The sequence below is a fragment of the Streptomyces sp. NPDC057900 genome (assembly GCF_042887885.1).
Classification (GTDB): domain Bacteria; phylum Actinomycetota; class Actinomycetes; order Streptomycetales; family Streptomycetaceae; genus Streptomyces.
Window position 1 is genome coordinate 1,386,432 of the sequence record NZ_JBHVOI010000001.1, and the last position, 18,027, is coordinate 1,404,458.

Annotated in this window: 13 protein-coding genes; 4 read left to right on the forward strand and 9 right to left on the reverse strand. The window is 71.7% G+C overall.

Annotation, left to right across the window (positions count from 1 at the left end):
- Nucleotides 1-212: 212 nt before the first annotated feature.
- The 6 genes from ACFVQ0_RS05735 to ACFVQ0_RS05760 form a co-directional block, all read right to left on the reverse strand.
- On the reverse strand, nt 213-3,968 hold the full coding sequence (locus ACFVQ0_RS05735) for a S8 family serine peptidase (RefSeq protein WP_390084877.1): 3,756 nt from the start codon (nt 3,966-3,968) through the stop codon (nt 213-215).
- A gap of 106 nt (nt 3,969-4,074) precedes the next feature.
- A complete protein-coding gene (locus ACFVQ0_RS05740; RefSeq protein WP_390084879.1) occupies nt 4,075-5,226 on the reverse strand; it encodes an XdhC family protein in 1,152 nt (383 codons plus the stop codon).
- 35 nt (nt 5,227-5,261) lie between these two features.
- Entirely contained in the window at nt 5,262-6,719 is a 1,458-nt protein-coding gene (locus tag ACFVQ0_RS05745) for an NCS2 family permease (protein WP_073735025.1), read from the reverse strand.
- A gap of 268 nt (nt 6,720-6,987) precedes the next feature.
- Complete coding sequence (locus tag ACFVQ0_RS05750) at nt 6,988-9,372, reverse strand: xanthine dehydrogenase family protein molybdopterin-binding subunit (RefSeq protein WP_390084881.1); 2,385 nt, start codon at nt 9,370-9,372, stop codon at nt 6,988-6,990.
- Between the two features lie 2 nt (nt 9,373-9,374).
- Complete coding sequence (locus ACFVQ0_RS05755) at nt 9,375-9,968, reverse strand: (2Fe-2S)-binding protein (protein ID WP_326656953.1); 594 nt, start codon at nt 9,966-9,968, stop codon at nt 9,375-9,377.
- A gap of 2 nt (nt 9,969-9,970) precedes the next feature.
- Nucleotides 9,971-10,861 carry an FAD binding domain-containing protein gene (locus ACFVQ0_RS05760; RefSeq protein ID WP_390084883.1) on the reverse strand — a complete coding sequence of 297 codons (891 nt, stop codon included), beginning with the start codon at nt 10,859-10,861 and terminating at the stop codon, nt 9,971-9,973.
- A gap of 256 nt (nt 10,862-11,117) precedes the next feature.
- Between ACFVQ0_RS05760 and ACFVQ0_RS05765 the strand changes: the two genes are divergently transcribed.
- Both ACFVQ0_RS05765 and ACFVQ0_RS05770 read left to right on the forward strand, forming a co-directional pair.
- On the forward strand, nt 11,118-12,866 hold the full coding sequence (locus ACFVQ0_RS05765) for a PucR family transcriptional regulator (RefSeq protein ID WP_390084885.1): 1,749 nt from the start codon (nt 11,118-11,120) through the stop codon (nt 12,864-12,866).
- A 229-nt stretch (nt 12,867-13,095) separates the two neighbouring features.
- Entirely contained in the window at nt 13,096-13,881 is a 786-nt protein-coding gene (locus ACFVQ0_RS05770) for a hypothetical protein (RefSeq protein ID WP_390084887.1), read from the forward strand.
- A gap of 21 nt (nt 13,882-13,902) precedes the next feature.
- On the opposite strand, the gene ACFVQ0_RS05775 is transcribed toward ACFVQ0_RS05770, so the two are convergent.
- Nucleotides 13,903-14,424 carry a hypothetical protein gene (locus ACFVQ0_RS05775; protein WP_390084889.1) on the reverse strand — a complete coding sequence of 174 codons (522 nt, stop codon included), beginning with the start codon at nt 14,422-14,424 and terminating at the stop codon, nt 13,903-13,905.
- Nucleotides 14,425-14,513: 89 nt separating this feature from the next.
- Nucleotides 14,514-15,275, reverse strand: a complete 762-nt coding sequence (locus tag ACFVQ0_RS05780; RefSeq protein WP_390084891.1) for a GntR family transcriptional regulator — start codon at nt 15,273-15,275, stop codon at nt 14,514-14,516.
- Nucleotides 15,276-15,419: 144 nt separating this feature from the next.
- Between ACFVQ0_RS05780 and ACFVQ0_RS05785 the strand changes: the two genes are divergently transcribed.
- Together ACFVQ0_RS05785 and ACFVQ0_RS05790 are read left to right on the forward strand one after the other, a co-directional pair.
- Nucleotides 15,420-16,292 (forward strand): (2Fe-2S)-binding protein, encoded by an 873-nt coding sequence (locus tag ACFVQ0_RS05785; RefSeq protein ID WP_390084893.1) that lies wholly within the window; start codon nt 15,420-15,422, stop codon nt 16,290-16,292.
- A gap of 191 nt (nt 16,293-16,483) precedes the next feature.
- The gene (locus ACFVQ0_RS05790; protein WP_390084895.1) at nt 16,484-17,572 is read left to right on the forward strand and encodes a DUF2637 domain-containing protein; all 1,089 of its coding nucleotides are present in this window, start codon (nt 16,484-16,486) and stop codon (nt 17,570-17,572) included.
- A gap of 63 nt (nt 17,573-17,635) precedes the next feature.
- Here ACFVQ0_RS05790 and ACFVQ0_RS05795 read toward each other — a convergent pair whose 3' ends face one another.
- On the reverse strand, nt 17,636-17,998 hold the full coding sequence (locus ACFVQ0_RS05795) for an ATP-binding protein (protein ID WP_107421755.1): 363 nt from the start codon (nt 17,996-17,998) through the stop codon (nt 17,636-17,638).
- Nucleotides 17,999-18,027: the final 29 nt, after the last annotated feature.

Sequence of the window (18,027 nt, forward strand, 5' to 3'; positions counted from 1 at the left end):
TTCCCGGAATCGCCTTGGCCACGTCCCTCTTATAAGCCTCGGGGTGGCGCCGTGGCAACTCACACCGCACCGCAAAAAGTCCCTTTCTTGCATCATGACCCACTATATACGGGCAAAGCAGACAAATTTTGGTCATCATCGGGCCATGAGAAAGGCGGCCGCGCACCCTCCGCCGAGGGTGTGCGGCCGCCTCAAGAGAGGAGCTCAGCAGGTCACTTCAGACCGAAGGCCCGGATGATCTCCTGGTCCACGGCGAGCCCGCCGCCGGCCTCGGCGTGCGCCTTGAGCGAAACCGCGGCGGCGCCCTTCTTGGGGGTCTTGAACCGGGCGGTCCAGGAACCGGCCGAGTCCTTCTTCAGCTGCACCGCGCTCCAGGTCTTCCCGTCGTCGTAGCTGACCGACAGCGAGGCCTTCGTCGCCTTCACGGCACCGTCCAGCCACTCCTGCGTGGTGGACGAGAGACCGATCTCGGTCTGCTTTCCGGCCTTCACGTCACCGGCCAGGTCGGTCTTGACGTCGTAGTCCAGCTGGAGCAGCGGGATGTCGGCCTGCGACGGCCCGGACGGGTCGAGCGCGCCCGAGAGGAAGTTCCACTCGGTGTGCGTGCGGACCGAGGTCTTCCAGACCTCCGGGTCGCGCGAGGCGTCGAGCGCCAGCCGGTACGGGAGCTTCTCCGGTGAGAGGTCCCAGGCGTAGCCCGCCCGCCCGGCCGACTTGCTGAGCTGGGTGTCGCCCTGGAAGAAGGCGATGGTGCCGCTGTCGTACTCCTTGTCGGGCATCGAGCCGGAGTGGCCCGCGCCGGAGTCCGTCCACGGCGTGATGTTGAACTGGATGTCGTTGTACGAGGAGCGGAACGGGCCCCAGTAGCCGGTGCCCAGCCTCGGGTGGCTGACCGGCGCGAACCACGAGTCCTGGTAGCTGCGGCCGGCCCGGTAGTCCAGGTTGCCGCTGCGCTCCTCCAGCGCGGTGTCCGTGCCCTCGTCGTTGAAGACCGAGTGGTCCTCGTACCAGAACGAGTCGCCGGGCAGCGGGGTGACCCACTCGGTGCGGGTGCCGGGGAACTTCTCGTACTCGGCGAAGCCGATGCCGGGGCCGTAGTCCGGGATGTCGTAGCGGAAGCCGCCGCCGACGACGTCGCGGTTGCCGTAGAAGGTGTTCTCCACCTTCGCCAGCTGACGGGCCGACGGGGCGTAGGCCAGCGAGCGGTCCGGGACGGTGCCGTCGTGGCGGTCGACCAGGTCGTACACGTAGCGCGCGAACCTGCGCTGCTCGACGGTGACCTTCTTGCCGCGCTGGGCGGCCTTGATCAGTCCCTCACCGGCCAGGCGCTGAACGGATGCGACCGGGATGGCGGCCGTGGTGCCGTAGTCGGTGTACGCCTCCAGGAGCACGCCGTCGCCCTGGTTGACGACGAAGAGCGCCTTGGCCCCGGCGGCGACGGCGGCCGCGAGCCGGTCGGCGGGCGGCACGGAGGCGTCGGCGCGGATCACGACGGCCTTGCCCCTGGCGTTGACGCCCCGGTAGTCGGCGGCTGAGCCGTTGCCCGCGAAGACGCTGCCGAGCTTCTTGTCGCTGTCCTCCGCGATGGGCGATCCGCCCTGCACGGTCACCGGCACGTCACGGCCGTCGGCCGTCAGGTCGATGAGCTTCTCGCCCTGCCGCCAGCGGGTCAGGAAGGAGAAGCTGCCCTTGGTGACCTTCTTGGTCGGGCTCGCCCACAGCTGGTCGTACATCAGCGGGATCTGGTAGGCGTCGCGCTGGACGGTGCCGTCGGGTGCGGTGCGCGCCATGTCGTAGCGCAGCTGGCGGTTCTCGGTCTCCTTCGGCGTCTTCACGCTGACCTTGTGGGCCTTGGAGGCGTCGAGGGAGACGGTCTTCGGCTTGTCGAGAATGATCTCGGGGGCCGCCAGGAAGGCCAGGGCCCGCGAGTCGGCGGTGTCGCCCTTGACGTCCGCGGCGGCCCAGGCGGTGTAGTTGCCCGGCGGCAGCCGCAGTGTGGTCGTCCCCGGGACCTGGACGGGGGTCAGGGTCGGGTCGCCGAGTGCGGCGAGGACGACGACGCCGTCCATCTGCTTGCCCGCGCGGTCGCGCAGTTCCAGCGTCAGGTCGTAGAGCTCCTGCTCCTTGTTGAGCGCGAAGCCGGTGTGCGCGACGGTGGCGCCCGAGGCGTCCTTCGCGACGACCTGTCCGGAGAAGGTGGTGTTGTTCGCGACCTTCTTCGGGTCGAGCGAGAGGACGGCCTGCGCGGTCGAACCCGCCGGGACGGTCAGCTGCTTCGCCGAGAGCGTGTAGGCGTCAACGTCCGTGTCGGTCGCCAGGTCCAGCGTGACGTCCGTCTTCCCGGTGTTGCGGTAGATGATGGTGCGCTCGGCGACCGGGTCCGAGTCGGAGTGCGGCCAGGCGTAGGACGCGACCGCGACGGAGCCGGTGGCCTCGATCGTCGTGTCGATGGCGGCCTTCACGTCGAGCCGGCCGGTGCCCTGCTCGTACGGGGTGTAGTCCGGCAGCTCCTTCGACGAGGTCATCAGCGCGTCCTTGATGCGCTGTCCCGACCAGTCGGGGTGACGCTCCTTCACGATGGCGGCGGCACCCGCGACATGGGGCGTCGCCATCGACGTACCGGACATCGACTGGTACATGCCCTCGATGCCCGGGACCGACTGGGAGGCGGCGGCGTTGATGTCGACGCCGGGCGCGGACAGGTCGGGCTTCAGGCCGTAGCTGCGGGTCAGCGGGCCCATGGAGGAGAAGTCCGCGCGGTTGTCCTGCTTGTCGACGGCGGCGATGGTGAGCGCCTTGTCCGCGGAGCCCGGCGAGCCGATGGTGCCCGCGCCGTAGGCGTTGCCCGCCGCGATCACGAAGAGCGGACCGCCGTCGGCCGAGAGGGAGTCGACGGCCTGCGACATCGGGTCGGAGCCGTCGTCCGGAACGCTGGAGCCCAGGCTCATGGAGACGACGTCGGCGCCCTCCGCCTTGGCCCACTCCATCGCCTCGATGATCCCGGAGTCCGCGCCGGAACCCTCGTTGCTCAGCACCTTGCCGACGATCAGGTCCGCGCCGGGCGCGACGCCCTTGTTGAGGCCGTCGGAGGCGGCGCCGGAGCCCGCGATGGTGGAGGCGACGTGCGTGCCGTGGCCGTTCTTGTCGTCCACCTCCTCGCCGGGCACGAAGCTCTTCGACTCCAGGACGCGGTCCTTGACGTCCGGGTGGTCGGCGTCGATCCCGGTGTCCAGGACGGCGACCTTGGAGCCCTTGCCGTCATAGCCGGCGGCCCATGCCTGCGGGGCGTTGACCTGCGGGACGGAGTCCTTCAGCGCGGCCTCGACCCGGCCGTCGAGCCACAGCTTGGCGATGCCGTTGTCCAGCGAACGGGCCTCGGGCGTGGTGGCGATGTCGTCCCAGAAGGCGCGGGTGGTGGCCTTGGCCGCCTTCAGCGCCGCTCCGTGGATGCTGTCCAGCCGGCGCTCCGTCCTGCTGCCCCGGGGTGCGGCGGGCAGCGAACGGGCCTTGCTCGCCGGGTAGGTGGCGATGAGCGGGATGGAGCCGGACTTCGCGTCGTCGTAGCCCATCTTCGCCAGCGTGGTGACGTTGAAGAGCCTGCGGTCCAGCTTGCCGGCGGCGATCAGGGCCGACGCCTCGTCGGGCAGGACGTAGATGTCGTCGCCCGCCTGCTGGACATGCACGCCGCCCGCCACACCGTCGGGGCGGTCCACGGTGACGGTGTCCTGCTTGCCGACGCCGTCGGTGTAGTGCACGACGTCACCGGTGAGCAGGGTGATGTCGTACCGCTTGACCGGGGCGGCCGGGTGGCCGGTGGACGGGGACTGGCCGGTGGCCGCGGCGGCGGCGCCCGTGGCGGGGAGCAGCGCGCCGCTCACCAGGGCGACGGAGGTCGCTATGAGGAGGGCTCTGCGCCCCGCGCGAGCGGGTCTCGCCCGACCCGGGACGGTGGAGGGGGTGAATGTCATGCAGCTGATCTAAAGGTAAATCAGAGGCTGTGGTGAGGTTCACCTCTGGCGTGAATGTGCCGTGGCGGCAACCCGCCGGTCGGCACGCGCGCCCGCGAGGGCCGGTTCAGGCCACTGATGCCATCCGCCCGGCGGGCGGCGCGGTCGCGTTGTGGTGGATCGGGGTGTGCGCGCCGGTCAGCGGGACGCCGGTGCCGCCGCGCCGGTCCGCGACGATCTCGGCCGCGATCGACAGGGCGGTCTCCTCGGGCGTCCGGGCGCCCAGGTCGAGGCCGATCGGCGAGCGCAGCCGGGCCAGTTCGAGTTCGGTGACCCCGGCCTCGCGCAGCCGCTCGTTGCGCTCCAGATGGGTGCGGCGCGAGCCCATCGCGCCGACATAGGCGGCGGGCATCCTCAACGCGGCCTGGAGCAGCGGGATATCGAACTTGGCGTCATGGGTGAGGACGCACAGGACGGTACGGGCGTCGACGGCGGTCCCGGCCAGATAGCGGTGCGGCCATTCGATGACCAGCTCGTCCGCTTCCGGGAATCGGGCCTTCGTGGCGAAGACGGGGCGGGCGTCGCACACCGTGACGTGGTAGCCGAGGAACTTCCCGGCCCGCACGAGCGCGGCGGCGAAGTCTATGGCCCCGAACACGATCATCCGGGGCGGCGGGACGCTGGACTCGACGAGCAGGGTGAGGGGCTGCCCGCAGAGCGAGCCGTCGGCGCCGAGGGTGACGGAGCCGGTGCGGCCCGCGTCCAGCATCGCGCGGGCCTCGGCCGCGACGGTGCGGTCGAGCTCCGGGTGTCCCCCGAGCCCGCCCTCGTGGGCGCCGTCCGGCCGGACCAGCAGGGGCCGGCCGAGGAGTTCGGCGGGCCCGTCCGTGACCCGGGCCACCGCGGCCGCCTCCCCCCGGGCGGCCGTGGCGAGCGCGGCGGTGTACACCGGCCGGGCCGGGTCGTCCGCCCGGACCGGTGTCACCAGGATGTCGATGATGCCGCCGCAGGTCAGACCGACCGCGAAGGCGTCCTCGTCGCTGTAGCCGAACCGCTCCCGGACGGTGATGCCGTCTTCGAGGGCCTGTTGGCACAGTTCGTACACCGCGCCCTCCACACATCCGCCGGAGACCGAGCCGATCGCCGTGCCGTCGCGGTCGACGGCCAGTGCGGCGCCCGGCTGCCTGGGCGCGCTGCCCCCGACGGCCACCACGGTGGCCACCGCGAACTCACGTCCCTGCCCGGCCCACCGGTCGAGCTCCTCGGCGATGTCCAGCATCTCGGTCTCCTTGACGGATGTGTGAAGGGTGGGCGTCAGCTGACGCCCAGCCAGCTTTCGAGCGGATGGAGCGCGAAGTAGACGATGAAGATCACCGTCAGCCCCCACATGAAGGCCCCGACCTCGCGGGCCCGGCCCTGGGCGACCTTGATGGCGACCCAGGAGATGACACCCGCCGCCACACCGGTGGTGATGGTGTACGTGAACGGCATCAGGACCACGGTCAGGAAGACCGGGATGGCGACGGCGCGGTCGCTCCAGTCCACGTGGCGGGCGTTCTGCATCATCATGGCGCCGATCACGACCAGGGCGGCGGAGGCCACCTCGGCCGGCACGATCGCCGTGAGCGGGGTGAAGAAGAGACAGGCCGCGAAGAAGAGGCCGGTGACGACGGAGGCGAGCCCGGTACGGGCACCTTCCCCGACGCCGGTCGCGGACTCCACGAAGACCGTCTGCCCGGAGCCGCCGGCGACGCCGCCGATCGCACCGCCCGCGCCGTCGATGAACAGCGCCTTGGACAGGCCGGGCATGCGGCCCTTGTCGTCGGCCAGCTTCGCCTCCGTACCGACACCGATGATGGTGGCCATCGCGTCGAAGAAGCCGGCCAGCACGAGGGTGAAGACGATGAAGCCGACGGTCATCGCTCCGACGTCGCCCCAGCCGCCGAACTGGACGTCGCCGAAGAGCGAGAAGTCCGGGTTGGAGACCGCGGAGCCCTTGAGCTCGGGCGGGCCGCTGCTCCAGATCTTCGGGTCGACGTCGGCGAGCTTGTTGATCACGATGGCGACCACGGTGCCGACGACAATGCCGATGAGGATCGCGCCGGGGATGTTGCGGGCCTGGAGCATGAAGATGAGCAGCAGCGTCACCGCGAAGATGAGGACGGGCCAGCCGGCGAGTTCACCGGCCGGGCCGAGGGTCACCGGGGTGCCGGTGCCCTTGCCCACGAATCCGGCCTTGTAGAGGCCGATGAGCGCGATGAACAGGCCGATTCCCATGGTGATGCCGTGCTTCAGCGCGAGCGGGATCGCGTTCATGATCAGCTCACGCAGACCGGTGACCACCAGGAGGCAGATCACCAGGCCGTACATCACGCACATGCCCATGGCCTGCGGCCAGGACATTTCGGGGGCGACCTGCGAGGACAGGACGCCGGAGACGCTGAGCCCCGCGGCGAGCGCGAGGGGAACCTTGCCGACGAACCCCATCAGCAGGGTGGTCGCCGCCGCCGCCAGCGCGGTCGCGGTGATCAGTCCCGGCTGGCTGAGGATATTGCCGTCCACATCCTTGCCGCCGAGGATGAGTGGATTGAGCAGCAGGATGTACGCCATGGCCATGAAGGTCGTGACACCGCCGCGCACTTCGCGTGCGACGGTCGATCCGCGCTCGGATATGTGAAAGTACCGGTCGAGCCATGATCTGCCGGCGGGGACGCGCGAGCCGGGGCCCGCTTCCTCCGCGGTGGTCGTGGGCTCCACTGACTGCTGGGTCATGATGCCTGACTCCCAAGGTTCACAGGGGCACCCGCGATGGAGATTCAAGATGCGGGATTTGGGATGACTGCGCGGGCGGCACGACCCGGGGGACGGCCCGAGACGAACTGTTCATGCAGAGTGGATGTACGGGTACTGCTGTGTTGCGGTGGTTCCGGTCAAGAGCCGCGAGCGGTGCGGAGCTTGGGGTCTCCGGGCGGTGCGGGCGGAGGAAGTGTGACGTTCCCTGGAGGCGCGCACCGCCCGGAGAGCTGTGGAGGAGCCGGGGTCAGCTGCCGGTGAGGTGCTCGGGGCGTACCGGCGTCCGGTTGAGCTCCAGTCCCGTCGCGTTCCGGATCGCCGAGAGGACGGCCGGAGTGGACGACAGGGTGGGGGCCTCACCGATGCCACGGAGCCCGTACGGGGCGTGGTCGTCGGCGAGTTCGAGCACATCGACCGGGATGGTCGGGGTGTCGAGGATGGTGGGCAGGAGGTAGTCCGTGAAGGAGGGGTTGCGCACCTTCGCGGTCTTCGGGTCGACGATGATCTCCTCCATGACGGCGATGCCCATGCCCTGGAGGGTGCCGCCCTGGATCTGTCCGAGGACGGAGAGCGGGTTGAGCGCCTTGCCGACGTCCTGGGCGCAGGCCAGTTCGATGACCTTGACCAGGCCGAGCTCGGTGTCGACCTCGACTACGGCGCGGTGCGCGGCGAAGGAGTACTGGACGTGGCCGTTGCCCTGTCCGGTGTGCAGGTCGAAGGCCTCGGTGGGGCGGTGGCGCCACTCCAGCTCCACGTCGACCGTCTCGCCCTCCAGCACGTCGGCCAGATCGGCCAGCACCTCGCCGCCGTCGGTGACGACCTTGCCGCCCTCCAGCAGGAGTTCGGCGGTGGCCCAGGCGGGGTGGTACGTGCCGAACTTGCGGCGGCCGATCTCCAGGACCTGTTCCCGGACGGCCTCGCAGGAGTTCTTCACGGCGCCGCCCGTGACGTACGTCTGCCGGGACGCGGAGGTGGAGCCGGCCGAGCCGACGCGGGTGTCGGCCGGGTGGATGGTGACCTGGGAGACGCCGAGTTCGGTACGGGCGATCTGGGCGTGCACGGTGACACCGCCCTGACCGACCTCCGCCATGGCGGTGTGCACGGTCGCGACGGGTTCGCCGCCGATGACCTCCATGCGCACCCGGGCGGTGGAGTAGTCGTCGAAGCCCTCGGAGAAGCCGACGTTCTTCAGCCCGACCGCGTAGCCGACACCGCGAACGACGCCTTCGCCGTGGGTGGTGTTGGAGAGTCCGCCGGGCAGTGCGCGTACGTCGGGCTGCTCGCCCGCGCTCTCCCACTGGCGCTCCGGCGGCAGCGGCCTGGCCTTGACCCGGCGCAGCAGTTCGGCGACCGGGGCGGGCGAGTCGACGACCTGGCCGGTCGGCAGCAGGGTGCCCTGCTCCATGGCGTTGAGCTGCCTGAACTCGACGGGGTCCATGCCGAGTTCGGCGGCGACCTTGTCCATCTGCGCCTCGTAGGCGAAGCAGGCCTGGACGGCTCCGAAGCCGCGCATCGCGCCGCAGGGCGGGTTGTTGGTGTAGAGCGCGATCGCCTCGATGTCGACGTCCTCGATGACGTACGGGCCGACGGCCAGCGAGGAGGCGTTGCCGACGACGGCCGGGGAGGCGGAGGCGTAGGCGCCGCCGTCCAGCACGATGCGGCACTTCATGTGGGTGAGCTTGCCGTCGCGGGTGGCGCCGTGCTCGTAGTGGAGCCGGGCCGGGTGGCGGTGGACGTGCCCGAAGAAGGACTCGAAGCGGTTGTAGACGATCTTCACGGGCTTGCCGGTGCGCAGCGCCAGCAGGCAGGCGTGGATCTGCATCGACAGGTCCTCGCGGCCGCCGAAGGCGCCGCCGACGCCGGAGAGCGTCATGCGGACCTTGTCCTCCGGCAGGCCGAGGACGGGGGCGATCTGGCGGAGGTCGGAGTGCAGCCACTGGGTGGCCACGTACAGGTCGACGCCGCCGTCCTCCGACGGCACGGCGAGACCGGACTCGGGGCCCAGGAACGCCTGGTCCTGCATGCCGAAGTAGTAGTCGCCGGTGACGATCACGTCGGCCCGCGCCTTGGCCGCCTCCGCGTCGCCGCGGACGATCGGCTGGCGGTGGACGATGTTGGGGTGCGGTACGTGCCCGATGTGGTGGTCGTCGCGGCCCTCGTGGAGGAGCGGCGCGCCCTCGGCGGTCGCGGAGGCCTCGTCGGTGATGACGGGCAGCTCGCGGTAGTCGATCTTGATCTTGGCGGCGGCGCGGCGGGCCGTCTCCGGGTGGTCGGCGGCGACGAGCGCGACGGGCTCACCGTGGTGGCGGACCCGGCCGTGGGCGAGGACGGGGGTGTCCTGGATCTCCAGACCGTAGTTCTTCACCTCGGTCGGCAGGTCGTCGTAGGTGAGCACGGAGTAGACGCCGGAGGTGGCGAGCGCCTCCGAGATGTCGATCGAGACGATCTCGGCGTGCGCGACGGTGGAGCGCAGGGTGTGGCCCCAGAGCATGTCCTCGTGCCACATGTCGGAGGAGTACGCGAACTCGCCGGTGACCTTCAGGATCCCGTCGGGGCGCAGCGTGGACTCGCCGATGCCGCCCTTGGTCCGGGTGCCCTGGTTGATGTTGGTGGGGGAACCTGTAACGCCCATGGCTAGACCGTCTCTTCCGCGCGGGCGGCCGCCAGGCGGACCGCGTCGAGGATCTTCTCGTAGCCGGTGCAGCGGCAGAGGTTGCCGGAGAGCGCCTCGCGGATGTCCGCGTCGGAGGGCTCCGGGGTGCGCTCCAGCAGTTCGTCGGCGGCGACCAGTAGACCGGGGGTGCAGAAGCCGCACTGGACGGCCCCGGCGTCGATGAACGCCTGCTGGATCGGTGAGAGCTCCCCGGTGTCCCGGGTCTCCTCGCCGGTCGGCTTGGCCTTCCAGCGCTGTGCCTGGTCGACCGTGGTGCCGCAGGCGCCCGAGGCGCAGCCGGTGCCGGGGTGGGCCTCGGAGCGGTGGGCGGCGAAGTCGGCGAGGCCTTCTACGGTGACGACCTCGCGGCCCTCGACCTGGCCGGCGGCGACCAGACAGGAGCAGACCGGGACCCCGTCGAGGCGGACGGTGCAGGAACCGCACTCGCCCTGCTCGCAGGCGTTCTTGGAACCGGGCAGGCCCATCCGCTCACGCAGCACGTAGAGGAGGGACTCGCCCTCCCAGACGTCGTCGGCCTCGTGCCTGCGGCCGTTGACCGTGAAATTGACGCGCATGATCAGGCAGCTCCTTCGGTGCCGCGGCCGTTGCCGCGGTACGACTCCCAGGTCCAGCCGAGGGTCCGGCGGGCCATGATCCCGACCGCGTGCCTGCGATAGCTCGCGGTGCCGCGCACGTCGTCGATCGGGTTGCAGGCGGCCGCGGCGAGCGTGGCGAACTGCTTGGCGACGGACGGCGTGATGATCGTGCGGCTCTCCCAGAACCCGCCCTCGTCGAGGGCGGCGTTCAGGAATTCCTCGGCCTCCTTGGCCCGTACGGGTGTCGGGGCGGCGGAGCCGATGCCCGTGCGGACCGTGCGGGTCTCGGGGTGCAGGGCCAGGCCGAAGGCGCAGACGGCGATGACCATCGCGTTGCGGGTGCCGACCTTGGAGTACTGCTGGGGCCCGTCGGCCTTCTTGATGTGCACGGCCCGGATCAGCTCGTCCGGTTCGAGTGCGTTGCGCTTGACGCCCGTGTAGAAGGCGTCGATGGGGATCAGCCGGGTGCCGCGTACGGACTCGGCCTCCACCTCGGCGCCCGCGGCGAGCAGCGCCGGGTGCGCGTCCCCGGCGGGCGAGGCGGTGCCCAGGTTGCCGCCGACGCCGCCGCGGTTGCGGATCTGCGGCGAGGCGACGGTGTGCGAGGCGAGCGCCAGTCCCGGCAGCTCGGCCCGCAGGTGCTCCATGATGGCGCTGTACGGGACCGAGGCACCGAGCCGTACGCTCTCCTGGCCCACCTCCCACTCGGACAGCTCACCGATGCGGTTCAGGTCCAGGAGGTACTCGGGCCGCCGGTGGTCGAAGTTGATCTCGACCATCACATCGGTGCCGCCCGCGATGGGCACAGCCGTGGGGTGCTCGGCCTTGGCGGCGAGCGCCTCCTCCCAGCTGGCGGGGCGAAGGAAGTCCATGAGTGGCTCTCTTCTTCTCAATCGGTCGTTCGCTGGGGGCTGGGGACGGCCGGCCCTCGACTTGTTCATGTCTTGTTAACGCGGTGTGTGGCCCAGTACACAAGCCCTGCTCCACCTGGTGCAGTCACCGAAACCATGAAGGAGTTGGCTGGTCCTCGTCCTCGTCTTGTAGATTCGAACGAATGACGGGTCTCTGTGACCTCACCGCAACACCCAGTTTTCACCCGCACCAACGAATGAGATCGGCGGCGACGAGATGCGGCTGCGCGCACTGCTGGACACCGACGCGCTGGGCCTGCGGCTGCTCGGCGGCGACGACGAGCTGGACCGTTCGGTCCGGGGCGTGATGACCACCGACCTGCGGGACCCCAGCCGCTACCTGACAGGTGGCGAGCTGGTACTGACGGGGCTGGCCTGGCGCCGGGGCCCGGCGGACTCCGAACCCTTCGTACGGATCCTGGCGGGCGCCGGTGTCGCCGGGCTCGCGGCGGGCGAGGCGGAGCTCGGCGACATCCCGGACGATCTGGTCGAGGCGTGCCGGCGGCACCGGCTGCCGCTCTTCGCCGTCAACGAGACCGTCGCGTTCGCAACGATCACCGAGTACGTGGTCCGCCAGGTGTCCGGCGAGCGCGCCGGGGACCTGGCGGCGGTCGTCGACCGGCACCGCCGGCTGATGACCTCGGGACCCGCGGGCGGCGGCCCGGAGGTGGTCCTCGACCTGCTCGGCTCCGACCTCGACCTCCAGGCCTGGGTACTCTCGCCCACCGGCCGGCAGATCGCGGGGGCCGGCGCGCCGCTCCCCGCCCCGGCCGCGGCGGAGCTGGCCGGCTTCCATCTGGCCGCGGTCCGCACCGGCCGCCGCGCCCCCTACCGGGCCGCGATCGGCGGGGTGGCGTATTCGCTCTTCCCGATCCGGAACAACGGCCGGGGTACCGGACCGGCCTCCCGCGATGTGCGCGAAACGGTGCTCTCCGACTGGCTGCTCGCTGTCGAGGCCGACGCGAGCGACTGGCCGGCCGCCCGGCTCGATCTGCTCCAGGGCGTCACCCAGCTGATCGCCGTCGAGCGGGACCGGCGGGACGCGGCGCGCACGGTGCGCCGCAGGCTCGCCCAGGAGGTCCTCGAACTGGTCCAGGCCGGTGCCCCGCCCGCCGAGATCGCGGCCAGGCTGCGGGTGGCCGCTCCGGTCCTGCTGCCCGGCCTCGGCTCCGCGCCGCACTGGCAGGTGGTGGTGGCCCGGGTCGACTGGGACGAGCAGGGCGCGCCCGGTTCCGCCGGGTCCGGTGTGGCGGGCGGCCCGGTCGCCCAGGCCCTGCTGGAGGAGATCCTCGTCGACCCGGCCGTGACCGGGCCCGACTCCGCGGACCGGATCGCGGTCGCGCACTCCGGCGACGAGGCCGTCGCACTGGTGCCGCTGCCCGCCGTCGCGCTGCCGGACGCGGGCGACACGGCCGACGCGGACGACGCCTCCGCCGACTCCCCCGAGCCCGAGCGCTCCGGGGAGGACCCCGCGCTGCACGCCGACGTCCTGCTCGCCGCCGTCCGCGCACCGCTCACCGCCGGGCTGGCCGACGACGGCCGGCTGACCCTGGGCGTCAGCGCCTCCGTGCACTCGCCCGAGGGGCTGCGCGGCGCGCTGGAGGAGGCCAGGCACGCCCGCCGGGTGGCGGCGGCCCGTCCGGGGCGGGTCTGCGCGGCCGGCCACCACGAGCTGGCTTCGCACGTGCTGCTGCTGCCGTTCGTCCCGGACGATGTGCGCCGCGCGTTCACCGCACGGCTGCTCGACCCGTTGCGGGACTACGACCGGCGGCACCGCGCCGAGCTGATCCCGACCCTGGAGTCCTTCCTGGACTGCGACGGTTCGTGGACCCGCTGCGCGGCGCGGCTGCATCTGCACGTCAACACGCTGCGCTACCGGATCGGGCGAATCGAGCAGTTGACGGGGCGTGATCTCTCACGCCTGGAGGACAAGCTCGATTTCTTCCTCGCCCTGCGTATGAGCTGATTCCCCGGGGCCCCCGCGCTCCTCGGGGGCTTCCTGCGGCTTCCGTCGATTGTGAAAAGTTTCACCTGACATTGCCACGACCTCTTGGCCCGGCGTGCCTTTCCGTGCTGTGATGCGGCCAGACTCAGAGCATCCGGCCGTAGGACGGGCGGGCGACGCCGCCCCGATGGCCGGACGTTCTCCACAGCTCAATGGTGCGCTCGGGGAGGGCAATGTGGCGTATACCGCCATGTCTGGTTCCGGAACGACAGCAGATGACGATCCGCCGCTCCAGACAGCCGTATGGCGGTTGCGCTCACGCGCCTGCTGGACGGACGCCGCGGCGCTGCTCGAACACGACGCCGCCACCGATCCGGCCGCCGCGCTCCAGCGGACGGCCCTGCTGACCGAACGGTGCCTGTACGCCGGACAGGGCTGGACCGAGGCCGAGGACGCGCTGCGCACCGCGGAGGCCCTGGCCCACAACGACGCGGAGCGCGGGGCCGCCGCCTGCGAGCGCGGACACCTCGCGTACGCCTCCACGCTGCTCGGCGTCCGGGACCGGGCCGACGAGGCCCGGGTGGCGCTGAGCCGGGCCGCGGCGCTGCTGTCCCCGGCCGCCCCTGGCCGCCCGCTGCTGGACTTCCGGCGGGGCCTGATCGCGCAGAACATCGCCGATTCGCCGCAGGCCGCGCGCGCCGCCTACCGCAGGGCCCATGCCGGTGCCACCGCTCAGGGCGACGAACTGCTCCTCTCCTCGACCTGGCGCCATCTCGCCCTGATCGCCCTGCGCGAGGGGGAACTGGCCGAGGCCAGGCACGGCTTCGCGGAGTCCCTGCGCATAAGGGAGGAGCTCGGCTACCTGGTCGGTACGGCCCCGGCGCTCATCGCCATGGCGGACGCCGAACCGGAACCGGAGGCGGCGACCCGGCTGCGCGCGGAGGCCGGCAGGCTCTTCCGGCTCCTCGGCGGCGTACCGACCTGGCTCGCCCCGCACATCGACCCGCCGGGACCGGAGACCGCGGAGGCGAACTGAGCACGGTCCGGCCGAGGGCCGTCAGGTGCGGTCCTCGACCGGGTCGCCGGGCTTCCAGCCCGCATCGCTCCACTCGGGGGCCGGCGTCGGACGCGGCGGAGCCGGCGGCGGATTAGCCCCGCGGTTCGGATTCTGCGGCACAGAGGCGGCGGGCTTCCCGTTCTGCCCGCCGTCGCTCGGGGGCGGCACGTACGGAGATTTCGGCGGCACGGGTTTCCGCGTCGGCAGGACGGGTTTCCGCGTCGGCGGCGCGGGCTTCTTCGCCGGCGGCACGGGCTTCTTCGTCGGCGGCACGGGCTTCTTCGTCGGCGCCACGGAGGCGGTGGCCGGGGCCGGGGAGGCCGCGGTGGCGGACGGGGTGACGGAGGGAGCCCGCGAGGACGCCACGGGGTCCGCGGGTGTACGGGCGGGGCTCGCGCTCGCCGACGGCGTCGCGGGAGGCGCTCCGTCGGACCCTCCGGACTCGGAGCAGCCCGCGACCGCCAGCAGCAGTCCCAGCATCAGTGGCGCGGACGCGGGCCACGCCCCTCGGTTCCGCGTCATGCCCGCCCCCCGGAAAAACGATCATGCGATAGGCGCACAGAGTACCCACAGCTGTCCGGGGCCGCGGCAGGGGTCCGGACGCGCGGAGTTCAGCGGTCCGCGCCGGCGAAGTGTTCGCGCACCAGCGACTGCACGACCACCACGTCCTGGGCGATCAGCGCGTCCAGGAGCGCGGTGTGCTCGGAGGCGTCCGCCAGCAGGTCTGCGCGGCGGGCGGGCGGGTTGGTCTCCAGGGGCCACTGGGAGCGGCGGTGCAGCTCGTCGGCCACCGCGACGAGCTGGGCGTTGCCCGAGAGGGCGAGCACCGCTCCGTGGAAGGCCCGGTCGGCCTCCGCGTAGCTGGCGCGGTCGCCGACGGCCGCCGCCGCCACGGTGGCGTCGGCCAGCGGGCGCAGGGCGCACCAGCCCGCCGGCGGCACGCTGCGGGCGAGCCGCAGCATGACGGGGACCTCGATCAGTGCCCGTACCTCCGCCAGTTCGGCCAGCTCGCGCGGGCCGCGCTCGGCGACCCGGAAGCCCCGGTTCGGCACCACCTCTACGGCCCCTTCGCCGGCCAGCTGCTGCATCGCCTCGCGTACCGGGGTCGCGGAGACCCCGAAGCGGGCGCCGAGGGCCGGGGCGGAGTAGACCTGCCCGGGGATCAGCTCGCCGTCGACGAGGGCGGCGCGCAGGGCGTCCAGGATCTGGCCGCGCACGGAGTGCCGCCGCACCGCGGACCGGGGCGGGGGCGGCTCGCCGTGGGTGTGCTCACCGCGGGCCTGTTCGGGGACCCGGGCAGACGAGTAGGCGGACACGGACGCGACGGACGCGTACGGCGGCCGCACCTCCTCGCACCCTCTGCCCTGCTCCACGGCTGCCTCCTCCGGCCTGCGGGCACAGCTCGCCGGTGCCGTGTCCCTTGTGCACGATAGGCGGAGGAGGCCGCAGTTCAAACATCGATCAAGTCGGGTAAGGTAAGGCTTACCTCTAAACGATCGCGATACGGTGGTCCGCGCATGCCCCTCCCCGCCCTGCTCTCCGCCCCGCTCCCCGCCGCCGCCCCCGCGGCGGCGTCCTCGGCCGTGACCGGGGCGTACGCGCGTCTGGCCGAGGTCTTCCCGGGACTCCGCGCCGAGGTGCTCGCGGACGGCGAGTCCGCCCCGGACGGCGTCGGCTGGGTCGGCGCGCACGAGCTGGCGGCCGGTGGCGCCGCGCTGGACACCTTCCTCGCCTGGGACAACGCGCAGGTCCTGCGGGACTACGGACAGCAGGCCAGGCCCGACGTGGTCGCCAGCTTCGGACTTCACCGCTACGCCTGGCCCGCCTGTCTGCTGGTGACGGTGCCGTGGTTCCTGGACCGACGGGTGCCGAGGATCCCCGTCGAGGACGTCGCCTTCCAGCGGGCCTCGGGCCATCTGACCCTCCGGGTACGGGAGTTCGCCTGCCTGCCCGACGATCCGGCGGCGGCGCTGCCGGGCGCCCGGGTGGTGGCGGACGAGGCCGCGCTGCGCGCCGAGGTCCTCGCCTCTGTCGCCGAACACCTCGGGCCGGTGCTCGACGGGTTCGGACCGAGGATGCGGCGCGGGAAGCGGGCCCTGTGGGGCATGGCGACCGATGAGGTCGTCGAGGGCCTCTGGTACATCGCCCATCTCCTGGGCGAGGAACGGCGTGCGATGGCCGAGCTGGAGGCCCTCCTGCCAGGCACCACGAAGCCGTATGTCGGCACGGCGGGCTTCCGCGAACTGACCGGTCCGGACGGCGAGTCACTGCCCACCCGGGACCGGGCGAGCTGCTGCCTCTTCTACACGCTGCGCCCCGAGGACACCTGCGTCACCTGCCCGCGCACCTGTGATGCCGACCGGGTCCGGAAGCTGACACCCGCCCCCTGATCCACACCCCCCGCAGGGGTGACGTGAATCGAACACAACTGCCCTTCCGCTGAGGGGCGTTCGACCAGATCGCGGAAATCCACCGGCTCAGCCACCCCATTGGCGTTCACTTGCCCCGAAACCGCCTGGACTTGAGGGAATCTCCGCCACGATGGCGCCCGAAACGCCCTACGTGACGCAAGGGACCGCGCATGAGACTGACCGACATATCGCTCGACTGGCTGCTTCCGGGCGCCGTGCTGCTCGCGGGGGTCATGGCGGCGGTGGCGGTGGCGGTGGTCGCACGCGGCAAGCGCGCCGCCGAGACATCCGCGGCCGATGACACCTGGGAACGCAGCGAGGACCGCCGCAGACGCAAGGAAGCGCTCTACGCCACGGCTTCGTACGTTCTGCTGTTCTGCTGCGCGGCGGTCGCCGCCGCGCTCTCCTTCCACGGGCTCGTAGGCTTCGGCCGGCAGAACCTCGGCCTCGCCGGGGGCTGGGAGTACCTGGTGCCCTTCGGGCTCGACGGGGCCGCGATGTTCTGCTCCGTGCTCGCCGTACGGGAGGCCAGCCACGGCGACGCGGCGCTCGGCTCCCGGCTGCTGGTGTGGACCTTCGCGGGCGCTGCCGCCTGGTTCAACTGGGTGCACGCACCGCGCGGCCTGGACCACGCGGGTGCCCCCCACTTCTTCGCCGGGATGTCGCTCTCGGCGGCCGTGCTCTTCGACCGGGCGCTGAAGCAGACCCGGGTCGCCGCGCTGCGCGAGCAGGGCCTGGTGCCCCGCCCGCTGCCGCAGATCCGGATCGTGCGCTGGCTGCGCGCGCCTCGGGAGACCTTCGGCGCCTGGTCGCTGATGCTCCTGGAAGGCGTACGCACCCTGGACGAGGCGGTCGACGAGGTACGTGAGGACCGCAGGGAGAAAGAGCAGAACCGTCTCCGCAGAAAGGACCAGGAGAAGCTGGACCGGGCCCAGATCAAGGCCCTGAACCGGCAGAACCGGGCCTGGGGCCGGGTGGGCCGGGGCAGCGCCCAGGTGGACGTCCAGGCCATCACCGCCTCGGCGGGCTCCGCGCAGTCCGTCGCGGAGCCCGCCATATCCGAGCCGGGTCAGCTGCCCCTGCGACCCCGGCCATCCCTGCAAGCCGTCACCGGCTCCAGCTCCAAGAACGCCCCGGATCCGAGCAGTACTGATCCGAGAGCGGTCGACCTCACAGCGGAGGACGACGACACCCAGGCCCTGCCCCGGCTCGATACGCTGGAGCAGAAACTGAAGGACCTGGAGCAGCAGTTCGGCTGATCCCGCGAGGGTCGCCCGACAGGCGCAGCCGGCGATGAACGGCCCTGACGATCCGACCGATGGTCAGGGCCGTTCGCCGTCCAGCTCGAACCAGACCACTTTGCCGAGCGCTTTTGGACTGATCCCCCAGGCGTCCGCGAGGCTCTCCACCAGGATCAGCCCCCTGCCGTGCGTACCGTCGTCGGCGTTCGGTACGTGCGACACGGGCATCCCCGGTACGAAGTCCCTCACCTCCACCCGAAGTTTCCGCGGCGCGACGCTGACGGCGACGACCGCGCCCTCGTCCGTGTGGACCAGCGCGTTGGTCACCAGTTCACTGAGCAGCAGCTCGGCCACCTGCGCGGGCTCCTCCTTCCAGCGGTACCTCAGTAATTCCCGTACGGCACACCGCACTTCGGATACCGCTGCCAGATCGGCGCTGCACAGTCTGCGATGCAGCCGGCCCAGTTCCTGAC